Annotated in this window: 17 protein-coding genes; 11 read left to right on the top strand and 6 right to left on the bottom strand. The window is 62.2% G+C overall.

What is annotated here, in order from left to right; translation table 11 throughout:
- Nucleotides 1-102: 102 nt before the first annotated feature.
- The gene (locus B1722_RS00790; protein ID WP_041062662.1) at nucleotides 103-459 is read left to right on the top strand and encodes a hypothetical protein; all 357 of its coding nucleotides are present in this window, start codon (nucleotides 103-105) and stop codon (nucleotides 457-459) included.
- Here B1722_RS00790 and B1722_RS00785 read toward each other — a convergent pair.
- The 3 genes from B1722_RS00785 to B1722_RS00775 all read right to left on the bottom strand — a co-directional run bounded on the left by B1722_RS00785 (nucleotide 456) and on the right by B1722_RS00775 (nucleotide 3,607).
- Complete coding sequence (locus tag B1722_RS00785) at nucleotides 456-1,184, bottom strand: type 1 glutamine amidotransferase (RefSeq protein ID WP_041062665.1); 729 nt, start codon at nucleotides 1,182-1,184, stop codon at nucleotides 456-458. The genes B1722_RS00790 and B1722_RS00785 overlap by 4 nt on opposite strands.
- A gap of 121 nt (nucleotides 1,185-1,305) precedes the next feature.
- Nucleotides 1,306-2,502: an MFS transporter gene (locus B1722_RS00780; RefSeq protein WP_086790909.1), complete on the bottom strand. Its 1,197-nt coding sequence runs from the start codon at nucleotides 2,500-2,502 to the stop codon at nucleotides 1,306-1,308.
- Nucleotides 2,503-2,557: 55 nt separating this feature from the next.
- Nucleotides 2,558-3,607 (bottom strand): NAD(P)-dependent alcohol dehydrogenase, encoded by a 1,050-nt coding sequence (locus tag B1722_RS00775; protein ID WP_041062671.1) that lies wholly within the window; start codon nucleotides 3,605-3,607, stop codon nucleotides 2,558-2,560.
- 160 nt (nucleotides 3,608-3,767) lie between these two features.
- Between B1722_RS00775 and B1722_RS00770 the strand changes: the two genes are divergently transcribed.
- The 5 genes from B1722_RS00770 (at nucleotide 3,768) to B1722_RS00750 (ending at nucleotide 9,882) form a co-directional block, all read left to right on the top strand.
- Nucleotides 3,768-4,700, top strand: coding sequence for an AraC family transcriptional regulator (locus B1722_RS00770; protein WP_086790908.1), 933 nt, complete (start codon nucleotides 3,768-3,770; stop codon nucleotides 4,698-4,700).
- An 88-nt stretch (nucleotides 4,701-4,788) separates the two neighbouring features.
- Nucleotides 4,789-5,244 carry a (2Fe-2S)-binding protein gene (locus B1722_RS00765; RefSeq protein WP_027613020.1) on the top strand — a complete coding sequence of 152 codons (456 nt, stop codon included), beginning with the start codon at nucleotides 4,789-4,791 and terminating at the stop codon, nucleotides 5,242-5,244.
- Nucleotides 5,244-7,496: a xanthine dehydrogenase family protein molybdopterin-binding subunit gene (locus tag B1722_RS00760; RefSeq protein ID WP_086790907.1), complete on the top strand. Its 2,253-nt coding sequence runs from the start codon at nucleotides 5,244-5,246 to the stop codon at nucleotides 7,494-7,496. Before B1722_RS00765 ends, B1722_RS00760 begins: the two co-directional genes overlap by 1 nt.
- Nucleotides 7,497-7,513: 17 nt before the next feature.
- Nucleotides 7,514-8,866, top strand: coding sequence for a cytochrome c (locus B1722_RS00755; protein WP_086790906.1), 1,353 nt, complete (start codon nucleotides 7,514-7,516; stop codon nucleotides 8,864-8,866).
- Between the two features lie 11 nt (nucleotides 8,867-8,877).
- The gene (locus tag B1722_RS00750) at nucleotides 8,878-9,882 is read left to right on the top strand and encodes an XdhC family protein (protein WP_086790905.1); all 1,005 of its coding nucleotides are present in this window, start codon (nucleotides 8,878-8,880) and stop codon (nucleotides 9,880-9,882) included.
- 45 nt (nucleotides 9,883-9,927) lie between these two features.
- On the opposite strand, the gene B1722_RS00745 is transcribed toward B1722_RS00750, so the two are convergent.
- From B1722_RS00745 to B1722_RS00735, 3 genes are all read right to left on the bottom strand, one after another.
- Nucleotides 9,928-10,878, bottom strand: coding sequence for a helix-turn-helix domain-containing GNAT family N-acetyltransferase (locus B1722_RS00745; protein WP_086790904.1), 951 nt, complete (start codon nucleotides 10,876-10,878; stop codon nucleotides 9,928-9,930).
- A gap of 217 nt (nucleotides 10,879-11,095) precedes the next feature.
- The gene (locus B1722_RS00740) at nucleotides 11,096-11,437 is read right to left on the bottom strand and encodes a hypothetical protein (RefSeq protein ID WP_041062700.1); all 342 of its coding nucleotides are present in this window, start codon (nucleotides 11,435-11,437) and stop codon (nucleotides 11,096-11,098) included.
- 86 nt (nucleotides 11,438-11,523) lie between these two features.
- Nucleotides 11,524-12,168, bottom strand: coding sequence for a hypothetical protein (locus tag B1722_RS00735; protein WP_041062703.1), 645 nt, complete (start codon nucleotides 12,166-12,168; stop codon nucleotides 11,524-11,526).
- Nucleotides 12,169-12,338: 170 nt separating this feature from the next.
- Here B1722_RS00735 and B1722_RS00730 point away from each other — a divergent pair, with 170 nt between their 5' ends.
- From B1722_RS00730 to B1722_RS00710, 5 genes are all read left to right on the top strand, one after another.
- A complete protein-coding gene (locus B1722_RS00730) occupies nucleotides 12,339-12,587 on the top strand; it encodes a hypothetical protein (protein ID WP_047294879.1) in 249 nt (82 codons plus the stop codon).
- A 103-nt stretch (nucleotides 12,588-12,690) separates the two neighbouring features.
- Complete coding sequence (locus tag B1722_RS00725) at nucleotides 12,691-13,848, top strand: GGDEF domain-containing protein (protein WP_041062709.1); 1,158 nt, start codon at nucleotides 12,691-12,693, stop codon at nucleotides 13,846-13,848.
- An 8-nt stretch (nucleotides 13,849-13,856) separates the two neighbouring features.
- The gene (locus B1722_RS00720) at nucleotides 13,857-14,351 is read left to right on the top strand and encodes a PaaI family thioesterase (RefSeq protein WP_086790903.1); all 495 of its coding nucleotides are present in this window, start codon (nucleotides 13,857-13,859) and stop codon (nucleotides 14,349-14,351) included.
- Between the two features lie 210 nt (nucleotides 14,352-14,561).
- Nucleotides 14,562-15,434 carry a GyrI-like domain-containing protein gene (locus tag B1722_RS00715; RefSeq protein ID WP_086790902.1) on the top strand — a complete coding sequence of 291 codons (873 nt, stop codon included), beginning with the start codon at nucleotides 14,562-14,564 and terminating at the stop codon, nucleotides 15,432-15,434.
- An 85-nt stretch (nucleotides 15,435-15,519) separates the two neighbouring features.
- The gene (locus B1722_RS00710) at nucleotides 15,520-17,064 is read left to right on the top strand and encodes a class I SAM-dependent methyltransferase (RefSeq protein ID WP_086790901.1); all 1,545 of its coding nucleotides are present in this window, start codon (nucleotides 15,520-15,522) and stop codon (nucleotides 17,062-17,064) included.
- Nucleotides 17,065-17,249 lie beyond the last annotated feature (185 nt).

Below are 17,249 nucleotides of genomic sequence, written 5' to 3'. Positions count from 1 at the left end.
GAGCAAGCTCGCTCCCACAGAAAATTCGGGTTGGACATGAGGATTTGTGAACCTCAGCAATTACAGTGAGACCACACCACCACTGTCGTATAAGGATCTGCAATGCCTGCTGGAAAACGAGAACTGGCGCGGATCGAGCGGCGCTTGATTGCCACGCTCACCGACGCATGTGAAGCCGCAAAAGCTGAAATCCAGGGCTTCACCTGGCTGACCCACACCGCTGACCTGAACGCGTTTGAGGCGACCCTGAAAGTGATCTGGGTGTTCGATACCGAGGCCGACAAACATCTCGCTTTCACACAAGCCAAAGCGCGGATCTTCGAACTGACGACCACTGCGCTGAGGGAGGCCGATATCGACTTCTCCCCTTCAGAGCGCAACGTGGGTTTCGACTCCGAGCAAGCGTGCATGCGTTCGCACGGTGGCAACTGGCGTGAGCGTTTGGCCCGCTATTCCTAGCCCTTGCGTTGCTGTTGATACTGCGCCAACAGCTTGTCGAGGAACTCGAACAGCTTAAGGTTCATCTGCTCATAAGCGTTGGTGCGAAGCGCCGCCGGCTGCTGAACGAAACGACGATCCAGCGCCGCCGCCAGCTCGTCAGGGGACGCGGCAATCAAACGCTCCACGACCTCCGCCGTGAACTCCATGTGGCACTGGAAGCCGTAGACCAGATCGCCGTACTCGACAATCTGGCGCGGACAGCCCTCACTGACGGCGAGGACCTTCGCCTGCGCCGTCAGCCCCGGCATATCGTTGTGCCAATGACCGACGTCGAGCGCATCGCCGAAGTGCGCCACCTTGGCGTTGTTCTTGCCCGCCTCGGTCAAGGTGATCGGAAAATTGCCGATTTCCTTTTCCGGGCTGTGACCATGCGCAGCACCCAGCGCTTCGCCGAGCAATTGCGCCCCCAGGCAAACGCCGACCACTGCCTTGTTCGCGTTGATCGCTCTAACGATCAGGTCGCACTCGGCAGCCGCATCGAAATGCGGACATTCCTCTTTGCTCGTCGCCGGCGATTGCGGGCCGCCCAACACCACCAGCAGGTCGATGTTCTCGACGCTCGCGGGCAAGGCCTCAAACGCATGCACGCGCGAATAACTCGCTTCATGGCCACGTTCGCGCACCCAGGTTTCATAGGCGCCGGGCGATTCGAATGCTTCGTGAACCACGAAATGAACATTCATTGGAAATCCTTGATGAGGGGCTGGATGAGTGATGCGCCAAAGACTATATGACACATAGTGTCATTGGCAAATCCGTTGCTGGAGCAGAGCTGCCAACTCCACGATCACTCTCGCACTTCTCTCAACCGGTCGCGTTCGACTCGACAAAATGCACTTGTGCAGCGCTGCGCCCCGCTAACCAGGCGAGCACCGACGCAATCACTAACACCGCCGCGCTCAGCTCGAAGGTGGCTTTGTAACCGCTCAGGTCAAATGCCAGGCCACCGACGATGGCCCCTGCGGCGATTGCCAGTTGCACGATGGCCACAAGCAAGCCTCCGCCGGCCTCAGCATCCTCCGGGAGCGTCTGCGCCAGCCATGTCCACCAGCCCACGGGCGCCGCTGTGGCGACCAGCCCCCACAGTCCGAGCAGCACCGCAGTCAGCAGCGGTGATGCGCCGAAGTTGACCAGCGCCAGGGCGATGACCGCCATCATCAGCGGGATAACCGTCAGCGTGCGGTACAGGCCGGTGCCGAGGAATTTTTCGATCACAAAGGTCCCGATGAACCCTGCAAGCCCCAGTCCCAGCAGCATCAAGGACAGGGTTGAGATGCTGACCCCGGTGACCTCCTCCAGAAAGGGCCGCAGGTAGGTGAACAGCATGAATTGCCCCATGAAAAATACGCTGACAGCGACCATCCCCAAAGCGACTGGCCATTGCTTCATCAGCCGCAGGGCGTTGCCGCTACCGGCCTGACGCTCGAGCTTGAAGGACGGCAGACTGATCAGCAGCCATATGGCCGCCAGCGCCGCGACCGGAACCACGCAGAAAAATGCGCCGCGCCAGCCTATCAACGCGCCGAGGAAACTCCCCGCCGGAGCGGCAATTACCGTCGCCAGCGCGTTGCCGCCGTTGACGATCGCCAGTGCCCGGGACACTTGGTCAGGCGGCACCAGACGCATCGCGGTTGCCGCTGACAACGACCAGAAACCGCCAATGGCGATGCCGATCAAGGCCCGCCCGAACATGAACGACGGATAGCCCGGCGCGAACGCGACCACCGTGCCCGAGACGATCATCAGCAAGGTCAGACCCAGCAACAGCTTCTTGCGCTCGACGCGAGCAGCGACCGCTGCAATCACCAGGCTGGTCATCAGGGCGAATGCACCGGACACGGAAATCCCCTGCCCGGCCTGGCCTTCGCTGATCTGCAGTTCGGCGGCAATCGGCGTCAGCAGGCTGACCGGCATGAATTCTGAAGCGACCAGGGCGAAGGCGGCCAGCGACATGGCCAGCACCGCGCTCCAGCCGCGCTGTTCTGTAGAAAGGGAAGTCATTGGAACTACCTGTATGGCGAGAGGCGTCCGGGCGATGGCCCGGACGCACTGTTTTTCACGGTGCCAGCGTCGCGTTGTCGATCACGAAACGGTATTTGACGTCACCTTTGAGCATGCGCTCGTACGCCTCATTGATCTGCTCGGCACGGATCAGCTCGATGTCCGAGACGATGCCGTGTTCGGCGCAGAAATCGAGCATCTCCTGAGTCTCTGGAATACCGCCGATCATCGATCCCGCGAGGGTGCGACGCTTCATGATCAGGTTGAACACGTTCGGCGATGGATGCGGTGACGCCGGAGCGCCCACCAGTGTCATCGCGCCGTCACGCTTGAGCAGCACCAGCAAAGCGTCGAGGTCGTGGGGGGCGGCCACGGTGTTGATGATCAGGTCGAAGCTTTTCAGGTGCGCGGCCATTTGCTGGGCATCGCTTGAAACCACCACCTCATCGGCGCCGAGGCTTTTCGCGGCCTCGCGTTTCGATTCGGACGTGGTGAACGCCACTACGTACGCGCCCAACGCGTGCGCCAGTTTGATGCCCATGTGGCCCAGACCACCGATGCCGACCACGCCGACTTTTTTGCCCGGGCCAGCGTTCCAGTGCCGCAGCGGCGACCAGGTGGTGATGCCCGCGCACAGCAGCGGCGCCACCGCAGCCAGTTGAGTTTCAGGATGACGAATCCGCAATGCGTAGCGCTGGTGCACCACGATCGCTTGCGAGTAACCGCCCAGGGTCCAGCCGGGCGCATCTGCAGTCGGGAAGTTGTAGGTGCCGATCATGCCGTCGCAGTAATTCTCAAGACCCTCGGCACACTCTTCGCAATGTTTGCAGCTGTCGACAATGCAGCCGACGCCGACCAGATCACCCGGAGCGAAGCCGCTGACCTGTTGGCCTACGGCGGTGACCCGACCGACGATCTCGTGACCGGGCACGCAAGGATATTGTGTGCCCTCCCATTCGGCCCGCACCTGGTGCAGGTCGGAGTGGCAGATACCGCAATAGGCAATTTCGATCTGCACGTCTTCCGGGCCGGGATCGCGACGGGTGATGCGCAGAGGTTCAAGCGGTTTGTCGCCCGCATGGGCGCCATAAGCGAAGACTTGCATGGTGGCTCTCCTGTAATGGTTTGACACATTCTCCCGGTCGATTCACCTCTGCCCTAGTGCATTCCTCTTGAATGCTTGCCTGATCCTCTGAGGTTGCGGGGTGGTGTATAGGAAACGCCTGTGCAGCGGATTAGAGTTCGATCAACAGGAGTTGTCCGACATGATCCCTACCCCGCTGCGCCACGCATCACCTTTGGCGTTGAACATTGACCCGCGCGTGAGCGTGCCGGGTGACTTCGCCACGGCGATACCCGGCCTGTCGCTGTTTCGTCGCGATCAGCCGGCGCCTCCCGCCGTGTGCATGATCGAGCCGAGCCTGATTCTGGTGGGCCGTGGGGAAAAGCGCTTGTGGGTCGGCGGTGAGGGTTACCGCTATGACCCTTCGCGATTTCTGGTCACTTCACTGGATCTGCCCGCCAATTCCGAAGTGCTGGCGGCCAGCCCCGAGCAGCCCTGTGTCGGGCTGGTGCTGAAACTGGATGTCGGCATGCTCGCCGAAATCCTCAGCAAAGGTGGCTTGCCTGCGAAACGGCAGCCGTCGATGAACGCGGGCACTGGCATTGGCAACCTGTCGTGCGCGCTGGAAGGCGCGCTTGAGCGCCTGCTGGCATTGCTCGACGAGCCTGAAGCGATCCCGGTACTGGCGCCGCTGGTGCTGCGGGAAATTCACTATCGGTTGCTCCATACCGATCAAGGTGCGCGGCTGCGGCAGATCACGGCCGTCGATGGCCAGGGTTATCGCATCGCCAAAGCCATCGACTGGCTCAAGGTCAACTACACCGAGGCGCTGCGCATCGATGAATTGGCGGCGCGAGTGCAGATGAGCGCACCGACTTTTCACCACCACTTCCGCCAACTCACCGGCATGAGCCCGCTGCAGTACCAGAAGTGGCTGCGACTGAACGAGGCGCGCCGATTGATGTGGATGGAGCGTCTGGACGTTTCGCGAGCGGCGTTTGCGGTCGGCTATGAAAGTCCCTCGCAATTCAGCCGCGAATACGCCCGCCTGTACGGCACCGCACCCAGTCGGGACATCGCGCTACTGCGTGGCGACCCCTTCGCCGCAGAAGCGCTGGGCAACGCGGCCAGTTGAGCAAAGAACACGCTTCACCGGTGAGGCGCCACGCCGCGTTTCACCGCTTATAAAAATGCACGTCAACCGATGATCGAGCGGGTGAACCATGGAACTACGAATCAACCAGAAAACCTATCAGGTCGATGCCGACGCCGATACGCCCTTGCTGTGGGTGATCCGCGATGATCTGGGCATGACCGGCACCAAGTACGGCTGTGGATTGGCGCAGTGCGGCGCCTGCTCCGTGCTGGTGGACGGCAACGTGGTGCGCTCGTGCGTCACGCCGGTGGCCGGTGTGGTCGGCCGCGAGGTCACCACCATTGAGGCGATCGAGGCCGATGACGTCGGCAAACGGGTGGTCTCGACCTGGGTTGATCTGCAGGTCGCCCAGTGTGGCTACTGCCAGTCCGGCCAGGTGATGGCCGCCACGGCGCTGCTCAAGCAAAACCCAAAACCGAGTGACGCGCAGATCGAAGCGGCGATGGTCAACCTGTGCCGCTGCGGCACGTACAACGCCATTCATGCCGCCGTGCATGAGCTGGCCGGCAAGGGAGACGCCTGATGAACGTGCGTATCGATCCTGCTCAGGAAGCATCAGCACTGGCTCTGCACGAACCGATCAACGTGTCGCGCAGACGTTTCCTGGCCGGCACCGCTGTCGGCGCACTGGTACTCGGTTTCGGCCTGCCGCTGGGCACGACTCGCGTGCAAGCGGCAGTGGTGGCCGCGACTGCCGAGCGCGGCACGCAGGTGCCGGCGTTTCTGGAAATTCGCCCGGACAACCGCGTGCGCCTGCTGTGCCCGTTCATGGAAGGCGGACAAGGTACGTTCACCGCGATGGCGCAGATCGTCGGTGAAGAACTGGATGCCGACCCGGCGACGTTCCTGGTAGAAGCCGCGCCGCCCGGCGAAGCCTATGTAGTGATGGAGAACGGCATGCGCATCACCGGCGGCAGCATGTCGGTGCGCATGAGTTACCCGGTGATGCGCCGCCTCGGCGCCCTCGCCCGCGCCATGCTGCTGCAGGCGGGCGCGCAGAAACTTGGGGTGCCGGTGAGCGAACTGACTACCGAACCCGGCAAAGTCGTGCACGCCAAGTCGGGCCGCTCGCTGGCCTACGGCGAACTGGCCGAACACGCCATGGATCTGCCGGTTCCCGATCCGGCCTCGGTGCAACTGCGTGATCCGAGCCAGTTCCGCTGGATCGGTAAACCGGTGAAGCGCGTCGATGCCTACGACAAGTCCACCGGCAAGGCGCTGTACAGCATCGACCTGAAGGTCGACGACATGCTGCATGCCGCCGTTCAGCACGCCCCGCGTTTGGGCATGACCGTGGGCAACCTGCGCAACGAAGAGCAGGTCAAAGCGATGAAAGGCGTGCATTCCGTGCATCGCCTGCCGGGGGCCGTGGCGGTGGTCGCCGAGCGCTGGTGGCACGCCAAACGTGCAGTGGAAGCGATTCAGGTCGACTGGCAGGAACCCACGGCCGACAGCAAAGTACGGCCGATGCCCGCAGATTTTTCCAGTGATGCCTGGCTCAAACGCCTGGCTGACGACAAAGGCCCGGCCAGGGATGATGAAAATGAGGGCGATGTGGCTGCAGTTCTGGCCAGCGCCAAAACGCGGATTGACGCCACTTACCACAACCAGTATCTGAACCACGGCCAGTTGGAGCCGCCGTCAGCGCTGGCCCGCTTCAATCCCGACGGTTCGCTGGAAGTCTGGCTGCCGAATCAGGCGCCGGACATGTTCCGTGCCGACATCGCCAAACGCACCGGACTGGACCCGTCGCTCATCACCTTGCATTCGCCATTGCTGGGCGGCTTCTTCGGTCGGCATTTCCTTTACGACGCCGCCAGCCCCTACCCGCAGGCGATCGAGTTATCCAAGGCGGTTGGGCGCCCGGTCAAACTGATCTGGAGCCGCGAGGAAGAGTTCCTGCGCGACGTGCTGCGTCCTGTAGCCGCGGTGAATTTCCGCGCGGCGCTGGACAACGACGGCTGGCCGCTGGCGATCGAAGCGGTCAGCGCCACCGAAGGCCCGACCGAGGCACTGGCCGGCAAACAGGGTGAAAAACTCGACCCGACGGCGCTTGAAGGCTTGTCGGGCAAGTCCTACGCGATCCCCAACAAGCGCATCGCGCAGATCTACGCCAAAGGCCCGGCGATGCTCGGTTACTGGCGTTCGGTGGGCAATTCGCTCAACGACTTCTTCTATGAGTCGTTCCTTGACGAACTGGCCGACAAGGGCGGCAAGGACCCGTTCGAACTGCGCCTGCATCTGCTGCGCGACAACCCGCGACTGACCACGCTGCTGCACGCAGTGGGCGATCTGTCGGGTGGCTGGAAGCGTGGGCCGTTTACCGCGGCGGACGGCAGCAAACGTGCGCGAGGCGTGGCGATGGCGTCGCCGTTCGGTACCCAGACGGCGGTGATCGCCGAGGTCTCCATCGAGCACGGTCAGGTCAAGGTGCACGACATCTGGCAGGCAATCGACCCCGGCAGCATCGTCAACCCGGCGATTGTCGAAGCGCAGGTCAATGGCGCGGTGGCGCTGGGACTGTCGCAAACCCTGGTGGAGGAAGCCGTGTGGATTGATGGCAAACCGCGTGCGCGCAACTACGACTTGTATCCGATCCTGCCGCCTGCACGGATGGCCCGGGTCCACGTGCGTGTGGTCGAGAGCGGGGAAAAAATGGGCGGTATCGGCGAACCACCGCTGCCCGCCGTCGCGCCCGCCGTCGCCAATGCCGTGGCAACGCTGACCGGGCAACGGGTGCGCAGCCTGCCCATGAGCCGCCACACCTTCACTTGATCAGCGCCGGAGCGTCCATGAATAACCGCCGATTCGCAAGAACCGCAGGCTGGCTGGCAGTGCCGTGCCTGGTCGCGGCAGGCCTGCTGGCCTGGTATGTCACCCGCGAGCCTGTCTCGCGCCTTGAAAACAACCACACCGCCGTGGCCGACATCGACCCGGCGCTGGTCGCTCGTGGCGAATACGTCGCCCGACTCAGCGATTGCGTGGCATGCCACAGCGTGCCGGGCGGTGCGCCGTTCGCTGGCGGTCTGGAAATGGCCACACCACTGGGCGCGATCCACACGACCAACATCACCCCCGAGCCGGAAACCGGCATCGGTCGCTACAGCCTGGCGGACTTCGATCGTGCGCTACGCCACGGCGTGGCACCCGACAGCCGCCGTCTGTACCCGGCGATGCCCTACCCGTCCTACGCCAAGCTCAGTGACGACGATGTGCGCGCGCTGTACGCGTTTTTCATGAAAGGCGTGGCACCGGTCAAGCAGGCGAATATCCCGAGTGCGATTCCTTTCCCGTTGAACCTGCGCTGGCCGATTGCGCTGTGGAACGGTGTGTTTGCCGAGACCCAGCCTTACGTGGCCAAACCGTCGCAGGATGCCGTGTGGAATCGCGGCGCTTATCTCGTGCAAGGCGCCGGGCACTGCGGCAGTTGCCATACGCCGCGCGGTCTGGCGTTCAACGAGAAGGCTCTGGATGAATCCGCCACGCCGTACCTCGCCGGCGCCTTGCTCGATGGCTGGTACGCGCCAAGTCTGCGTGACGACCACAACACCGGTCTGGGCCGCTGGAGCGAACCGGAGATCGTGCAGTTCCTCAAGACCGGGCGCAATAAACACGCGGTGGTTTATGGCTCGATGACCGAGGCGTTCAACAACTCCACGCAGTTCATGAGCGATGACGATCTGAGCGCAATTGCCCGTTATCTCAAGTCATTGCCCGGGGACCGTCAGCGCGACGGCCAGCCATGGCAGTACCAAGCGGTTTCGGCGACGGAACGTCTGGACGCGCCCGGTGCCCATACCTACGTCACGCGCTGTGCTTCGTGCCACGGTTTGGACGGCAAGGGCCAGTCCGAATGGATGCCGCCGCTGGCCGGCGCCACCTCGGCACTGGCCAAGGAAAGTGCTTCAGCGATCAACATCACCCTCAACGGTTCGCAACGGGTGGTGGCCGCCGGAGTACCGGACGCCTATCGCATGCCGGCCTTCCGTGAGCAGTTGTCGGATCAAGAGATCGCCGAAGTGCTGACCTTCATGCGCAGCACCTGGGGCAATCAGGGCGGTGCCATTGAAGCGCAGGCGGTCAACAAGCTGCGTGAACGTACCGATCCGGCCAGCAGCAGCCCGATCATCCTGCAAATGCGTTAGAGGAACGTTTGATGGAAAGCATCGACTTGCTGGTCCTGCGCACCGCGCGGGACTGGCTCGCCGCCGGCGAGCGAGTGTTGCTCGCCACGGTCGCGCGCACATGGGGCTCTTCGCCGCGCCCGACAGGGTCGATGATGGCCTTGCGTAACGACGGGCGCGTGGTCGGCAGCGTGTCCGGCGGCTGCATTGAGGACGATCTGATCCAGCGCTACACCACCGCGCAGGGCGGCAGCGGCCTCAAGGACAGTGCGCCCGAGGTGGTGCGCTACGGCGTCAGCGCCGACGAGGCGCATCGTTTCGGTTTGCCCTGTGGCGGCACGCTTGAGCTGATTCTTGAGTTCAATCCCTCATGGCAGGTGCTGGACCAACTGCTGCAGCAACTGGATGCCGGGCAACTGGTACGCCGCTGCCTGGCACTGGATAACGGTCGCGTCACACTGCAAGCCACAGCCATCCCGGAGCAATTCAGTTTCGACGGCCAACAGATGCTCAATACCCTCGGGCCGGGGTATCGGCTGCTGATGATCGGTGCCGGCGCACTGGCCGAGTATCTGGCGACCATGGCGCTGTTCAACGGCTTCAAGGTCGCAGTGTGCGATCCGCGTGCCGAATACATCGACACCTGGGCGGTGGACGGTGTGGAGCGGATCATTGGCATGCCGGATGATGTGGTGCGCGACTTCGCGGTCGATCTGCGCACCTGCATCGTCGCCTTGAGTCATGACCCGCGACTCGACGACCTGGCATTGCTCGAAGCCCTGCACAGCCCGGCGTTTTACATCGGCGCCATCGGTTCGCGGCGCAACAGTCAGCTGCGCCGCGAACGGCTGATCGAGCATTTTGGTGAGACCCAAGCGTCACTCGAGCGCCTGCACGGGCCAATCGGCATCTACATTGGCAGCAAGACACCGGCGGAGATCGCGGTCAGCGTGATGGCCGAGATCCTGGCCGCGAAGAATGGCGCCCGCCTGCCGAAGGCGTTTTCGATTGCCAGCGCCAAGGCGCAGGAAGCCTGACTGGCGGACACATTCAGCACCTACGTGATGACGCTGAATCAACCTTCAACGTGAGGCTGCACGGGTGAACTGCTGTTCCGTCACCACGCTGCCCCACTGGCTGCCCTGCTCTTCCATGGTCAATTCGAACCCGGCGGCTTCGTACAGTCGGCGCGCGGCGTCGAGGCCCTTGAAGGTCCAGAGCTGGATCGCATCAAAACCCTGTTGATCGCAAAACTCCACCGCCGCGCTCAGCAGTTGCCGGCCGACGCCACTGCCGCGGCAGCCGTCGTCGAGGATGAACCAGCGCAGATGCGCCTGATTGTTACCCAGATCCTGGCCGTCGATCGCGATCGATCCGACGATGCGCTCATCAAGCGTGGCTACCCAGATCTGGTTGCAGGGCTGATCGAGGCGCCCGACAAACTCCGCCGTTTCACTGGCGACGCGGCTTTCAAAGATCGCGCCGAAACCGGAATGCCGCGAATAATAATCCGCATGCATTTGCGCCACGCGGCCGATCAGCCCGGGACGATAGCCGGCGCTGATGTGCAGGTTCGGCGTGAGTGGCCGGTCAGCGCCCAGACGGATGCTTTTGAGCGCATGGGCGTAGGTTGCAAGGCCCTGCGCCACGCTCTGTTGCTGCGACGGATTGAGCGTGTTCAGTGCGTTGCTGACCTGCGCCTGGCCGTAGGCATGAATGTCGGCGACGGTCTGCCGGCCCTGCGCCGTCAGGTGCAGATGCTTGACCCGGGCGTCTTCGGCGACACGCTCCTCGATCTCCCCGGCCTTGATCATTTTGCCGACCATGCGGCTGACACTGGACTTTTCCAGACCAAGGCTTTGCGCCAGTTGTGCAGCGCTGACGCCGTCCCCGGCCTCGATTTCCAGCAATGCGTGCACGCCGGAGGCGGAATAGTCGGTCGCCGCCAGGGTGGCGCGCAGGAAACCGAACTCACGCACCATCGTGCGCGACGCTGTACGGATTTCTTCGATCAAGGCTTCAGGGACACTCATGACACATCACCGCTGAAATTTAGTTGTACAATACAACCATATTCCCCCACACCGACGCAAGCAGCCGACCACGCCGGGCAAACGCTAGCGTGCCGACATCACCAGAGCAGCAAATGTCAGGCAAAAAAAGCCCCGCTACCGAATGAGGTGCGGGGCAAAGTATTGGTTGGTTGCGGCCAACCAAAGGAGCTCGGTCAGAACGGTTTGCGCGGCCGGGTCAGATGCAATCCTGGGCAGCGCGTTCAAAACTGGAAGGCAGGAAATTCGAGGCCAGCAAATGGCGCTCATAGATGAACACTTTGCCGCCGTTGCCGGCCTTGTAGGCTTCCAGCACGTTGTCTGCCGACACCTTGCTCGGCACCACGATCCGGTAGCTGCGCTGGGTCTGCGAGACGGTCGGGTTCAGCGCACTGCTCTGCAGCTTGGGCACCACGCAATCGGCGTATTGCGCCGGGGTCTTGCGGGTCTGCAAGGTGAGCGTCGGGTCGTTCGGTGCGGAGGCGCAACCGGCGAGCAGCAAGGAGGCAACCGCCAGGGTCGGGGCAAAAAAAGTACGCATCGGTGTAATCCTGAAAATAAAAGTCCGGTTCATCCGGCAACGGTTCAGCGTCACGGCGCCGCCGCTGCCCTTTTGGTTTTGAGTGTTCAGCTGGAAGCCACCAGCGCCTTGAGCGAGGCATCGAACTGCTTCAAGGCATTGAGTTGCAGATCACGTTGCTGCTCGATCTGCGCGGCAATCTCCTGCGCCGCTTTGTCGTGTACCCAGACCGACGGAATCTGTTTCTCCACCGAGCCCTCGGCCTTGCCGATGTACTGCAGGTCGGCATCGTAGAAACGCGCGATGAAATGCGCCTCGTACAGGCTGTTTTGCTGGGTCAGCAAGCGGTTGAAGGTGTCGAGTTTCACCACAATGTCCGGGTGTGCCTGAATCAGCGCATCAAGGCTGTCATAAACCGTCACCGACGAAAAATGACGCTGCAGCGAGCTGAGCAACCAATCGATGGCCAGTTCCGGGTCGGAGCTGCTGACAAAGGCTGCGCGAATTCGCGAATCCAGCGCATCCTTGGCGCCGTGCAACGCCATGTCGTGGTAGCGCGTCAGGTATTGCAGGTTTTCCCGGGTGTTTTCGCTGTACAGCACACCCACGGTCTGTGAATGTTGCAATGTCGCGCTGCTGCCGGCGATTGGCTGAAGATGACACGCACAAGCGTCGTCTGCGTAAGACGGTGCCGTGGCTACCATGCCGCTCATCAGCAGAGCGGTCAGCGCCAGTCGGGTCAGGGTCTTCATCGCGCAATTTCCTTGAGCTGCGTTTTCAATGAAGGCAATTTTCCGCCTATTGCTTGCAAAGCTGAACTTGCGTTTCGTGATGGTCACTATTACTTCTAGCGATAGTTACCGACGATAACGTTTGATCCATGCTCATCTCTAATGACTAAAACAACAGTGAGGACGCCGCTTTGAGAACCTTTGACCTGATCCGCGACGCGGTTTTGCCCGACTTTCGCGAGCGGGTGGCGGAATACCTGGTGCAGTACGAAAACGTGTTGCTGGACAAGGACATCACCGATGTGCAGCTCAAACGCGATACGGCCAATCAGTTGCGTGGCTATCTGCGCGGGCTGAACACCACGCGGGTGCTGGGTATGGCTTATTGGGAAGAACTGGATCGGCGGGTCGTCGACACCTGGCTCGCGCCACAGTCATGACGGCGAACGCCCGGCCATGACATCAGCGTGCGGAGCCTGCCAAAACGGCCCCGAACGCTTACAATCGCCGGCCCTACCGACCTTCTGACAGGCTCCCCCGGAAATGCCGCTCGACCCACTGACGATGCTGACCATTTCGATCGCTCTCGCTGCCGCCGCCGCGCTGTATCTGGCGGTCGAGTGGCGCAGCATTCGTGAGCCTTCGCTGCTGTTCTGGAGCGCCGGTTTCGCCACTATCACTATCGGTTCCACCCTGGCCCTGCTGCGCAGCAACGGTTTTCTGCTGATCGGCATCTGGTTCGCCAACGGCTTGCTGGTGACCGCGCACTTTCTGTTTCTGCTGGGGGTGGCGCGCTTCACGCAGATCCGTCTGTCCCCGGCCTGGTATCTGATTTTCGTCAGCTGGCTGGTCATGCTGTTGTTGCCGGACGGGCCGCTGTGGTCGAAAGTCATGCTGGCCGCCAACTCGCTGCTGGTGGCCGCCTCGACGCTCAAGGCCAGTCTGCTGCTGCGGCCCCATGGCAGCTCGCTGAGCGTCGGCGCGGTGCAACTGCGCTACGTGTTGCTCGGTCACGGGCTGTTCTATGTGGCCAAGGCCCTGACCGTGATGATCCCGGGCACGCTGATCGATCTGGCGGCGTTCCGGGGTGAAATCATTCAGATATCGCTGGTCGAAGGCGCAATGGCGATCATGCTGATTGCGCTGTCGATGACCGGCACCGAACGCTACCGGCGCGAGGAACAGATCGCCCGACTGGCCGCCCGTGATCCACTGACCGCTCTCTACAACCGCCGCGCCCTCGATGTGCGCGCGCCGCGCTTGCTGCAGGACGTCTCCCCGGCGCATCCGGGTGCCCTGCTGCTGATCGACATCGACAACTTCAAATCGGTCAACGATCAGTATGGCCACAGCGCCGGCGACCGTTTGCTGGTGGCCTTGAGCGAAATGATCCGCGCCGAGACCTCCGATGAGGCGCTCGCCGCCCGTTTGGGCGGCGACGAGTTCGTGATTTTACTGAGCAACGCGCCCAGTGATCACGTCGTCAGACTGGGCGACGCCCTGCGCGATCAGTTTCACCGCAGCGCCGCCCAGGCATTTCCGACACCAGAGCCGGTGACGTTAAGCATCGGCGCCACCCTGTTCAACCAGCCGCCGGCCAGTCTCGCGGCATTGATCGAACAAGGCGACGCCGCGCTCTATGAATCCAAGCGCGGTGGGCGCAACCGCCTGCGCCTGACCGGAATCACCCCTTCAGGATGACCAGCCCCATGACCCGTTCCGAAACGCCCCTGCAAGACCTCGCCGCCCCCGAAGGCATCTGCTACGGCTGCGGCGGCCGCAACCCGCATGGGCTGCACGTCAAAAGCTTCTGGCACGAGGACGGCGTGCATGTGATGGCCGAACACCTGCCGGACGACAAATACTGCGGCTGGCCGGACCTGGTGTACGGCGGGTTGCTGGCGATGCTGGTCGACTGCCATTCCAACTGGACCGCGATGGCTTACCACTACCGCGCCGAACAGCGTGCCCCGGGCAGCCTGCCGCGCATCGACTGCGTCACCGGCAACCTTGGCCTCAAGTTCATCAAACCCACACCAATGGGCGTCACCCTGACCTTGCGCGCCAGGGTCGAAGGCGATGTCGGGCGCAAGACTCGGGTGATCTGCGAGGTGTACGCCGGGGAAGTGCTGACGGCGGTGGGCGATTCGGTGTTCGTGCGGGTCGATACCGGGCAACTGGCGGACGCGGCGCACGGCCGCTGACTCCACACGCTCTCCTGTAGGAGCTGTCGAGTGCAACGAGGCTGCGATCTCTTGATTCTGACCTTGATGGAGGACGCCAAAAATCAACCTCAAAAGATCGCAGCCTTCGGCAGCTCCTACAGAACCGATACTTGAGCAAACCCGGCTAGGCGCGCCTACGCCAAAATCGACGAGGCTATAGCCGACCGCACTTCCAGGAGTCTCCACCAAGTGTCCGACCTGCCGACCCACCGCGCCTATACCCGGCGCTTCCACAGCGTGCTCGCCTACATCGACGCCCATCTCGAGGGCGACCTGTCGGTGAACACGTTAAGTCAGGTGGCGAACTTTTCGGCGTTTCACTTCCATCGGCAATTCAGCGCGTTCATTGGTGTGCCGGTGTCGCGCTATGTGCAGCTGATGCGCTTGCGCCGGGCTGCCCATCGGCTGGCCGCGCAACCGCAGCACTCGATACTCGACGCCGCGTCTGACGCCGGGTTCGAGAGCCCGGAAGCGTTCAGCCGGGCGTTCCGGCGCGACTTCGGCATGACGCCCAGTGCCTTCAGGAAGCAACCGAACTGGCAGACCTGGAATGCGGTATTCGCCATCCCTCACTTTTCCAGGAGCGTCATCATGCAAACCAGAATCATCGACTTCCCGACCGTGCGGGTCGCCGCGCTTGAGCACCGCGGCGCGCCAGGGGAGGTTCAGCAAAGTGTGCAGACCTTCATCGCCTGGCGCCTGCACAGCGGGCAGTCGCCCGTGGCGTCGAGTCGCACCTTCGGCATTCCCTTCAACAACCCCGACACCACGCCTGTGGAGGATTTTCGCTTCGCCATCTGTGGCGAGCTTGAAGAGCCGGTAGCACCGAATACGTTCGGCGTGGAGGAACTCGCTATTCCCGGAGGCCGTTGTGTGGTGGTGCGGCACGTCGGTTCACCTGACCACATCGGTGAAACGATCTACCCGATCTATCGCGACTGGCTGCCCACCAGCGGTGAGGAATTGCGCGATCATCCGCTGTTTTTCCATTACCTGAGCGTCTATCCCGAGACGCCGCAAGAGCAGTGGCAGACGGACGTGTACGTGCCTTTGCAAGGGTAAGTGCCACTGAGCTGTTTTTCCGCTTGTGGCGCCCAAGGACAACCCTTTATAAGAGCGGCTTCTCTCTCGAAATAAAGGGTTCACCATGAGCAATGCCTGGAACGAAGGGTATTTCACCGACGAGGGCTACACCTACTCGTATAGCCGGGAAATCAATCCGGTGTTCCAGCGTTTTTGCCTGTTGTTGCGCGGCTTTGCCACGCTGGAGAGTGCCGCTGGCTACCACTGCGAACTGGGCTTCGGCCAGGGTGTATCGATCAACATCCATGCTGCCGCCAACCCGGGAAACTACGTCGGCACCGATTTCATGCCATCCCAGGCCGCGCATGCCATTGCATTGGCGAGCGACTGGAACAGCCAGGCCCGCCTGTATGACGACAGTTTCGAGCAACTGCTGGCCCGGGATGACCTGCCGGCCTTCGACAGTATCAGCCTGCATGGCATCTGGACCTGGGTCAGCCGCGACAATCAGCAACTGATCGTCGAATTCGCCCGCCGCCATCTCAAACCCGGCGGCCTGTTGTATGTCAGCTACAACTGTTTCCCGGGCTGGTCGCCTTCGGCGCCCTTGCGCAATCTATTCAGTCTGCATAACCGCTTTGCCAGCCACGCCTCCACCAGCCCGGCCAAACGTATCGATGCCGCGATGCAATTTTCCGAAGCGCTGCTGGCGGCCAATCCGAAGTACGCCAGAACGGCGCCGGCTCTCGGTGCCCAGTTGCAGAGCATCAAGGGCCAGAATCGTCAGTACGTGGCCCATGAGTACTTCAATCGCGACTGGAACTGCATGTATTTCACCGACGTGGTCGACGCCATGGCGGCGGCCAAACTCGACTACGCCGCGACCGCCGTGCCGTTGGATAGCGTTGCTGCGCTGAATCTGAGTGCAGAAGGCATGGACTTTCTGCAGGGGATCGAGCATCCGGTCATGCGCGAACAGGCGCGCGACTACTTCATCAATCAGAACTTCCGCCGGGATCTGTACATACGCGGTGCCAATCGGTTGTCTGCCGCCGAACAGCGCGATGCCCTGCTGAGAAGCCGTTTTGTCCTGTTGCAAGCCATTGAAAACATTCCCGACACCGTCACGGGTCCGGCCGGTGCGGCTTCGCTGCAAGCGGAGATTTACAGCCCGGTGCTCGCAGCGCTCGCAGCCAATGCCTATGCCGCGAAGACCCTGCAGCAGTTATCGATGGCCGTGGGCTCCGTGTCTTACGACGACCTGGTGCAGGCTGTCACCGTGCTGATCGGCATGGGCGTCGCCGCCCCGTGCCAGAGCGAAGCCGCTGAAAGACAGGTGCAGGAACATTGCGACACCCTCAACCTGCAACTGTGCAAGCGGGCGCTGTTCAACAGCGATATTCAGGTGCTGGCCAGCCCGGTCACCGGCGGTGGCGTGGCAGTCAGCCGCGTCCAGCAGTTGTTCCTGATTTCGCTCAAACAAGGCATGACTGACCCGCAAGACTGGGCGCAACTGGCGTGGGCCGTCATCGGTGAACAGGGCGAAGTGCTGCTCAGGGGTGACCAGCCGCTGCTCACCGCCGAAGAAAACCTTGCCGAGATGACTGAGCAGGCCCGGGCATTTGCCCAGACACCGCTGGACATTCTCATGGCGTTGAAGATTGCCTGATCCCTCCCCCCGAACGACTGGCCGCGATCACCAGCGGCCGGTCGTCTGCGCTTGCGGCCATGAATGCCGTCTCCGGACTTGACCTCCAGCACTTCCATCCCTGACTCCCCGGCGAAAAAGCAAAATTGCCATGTGTTTCCATCGTTCCTTCTGGCGTCGCACTGTTCATTGCCCGTCCCTGTCTG

The sequence above is a fragment of the Pseudomonas sp. SCPG-7 genome, from assembly GCF_002156405.1.
In the GTDB taxonomy this organism is placed as follows: domain Bacteria; phylum Pseudomonadota; class Gammaproteobacteria; order Pseudomonadales; family Pseudomonadaceae; genus Aquipseudomonas; species Aquipseudomonas parakoreensis.
The sequence above is the reverse complement of the archived record's forward strand: the minus strand, read 5'-3'. Positions and strand labels throughout refer to the sequence as shown.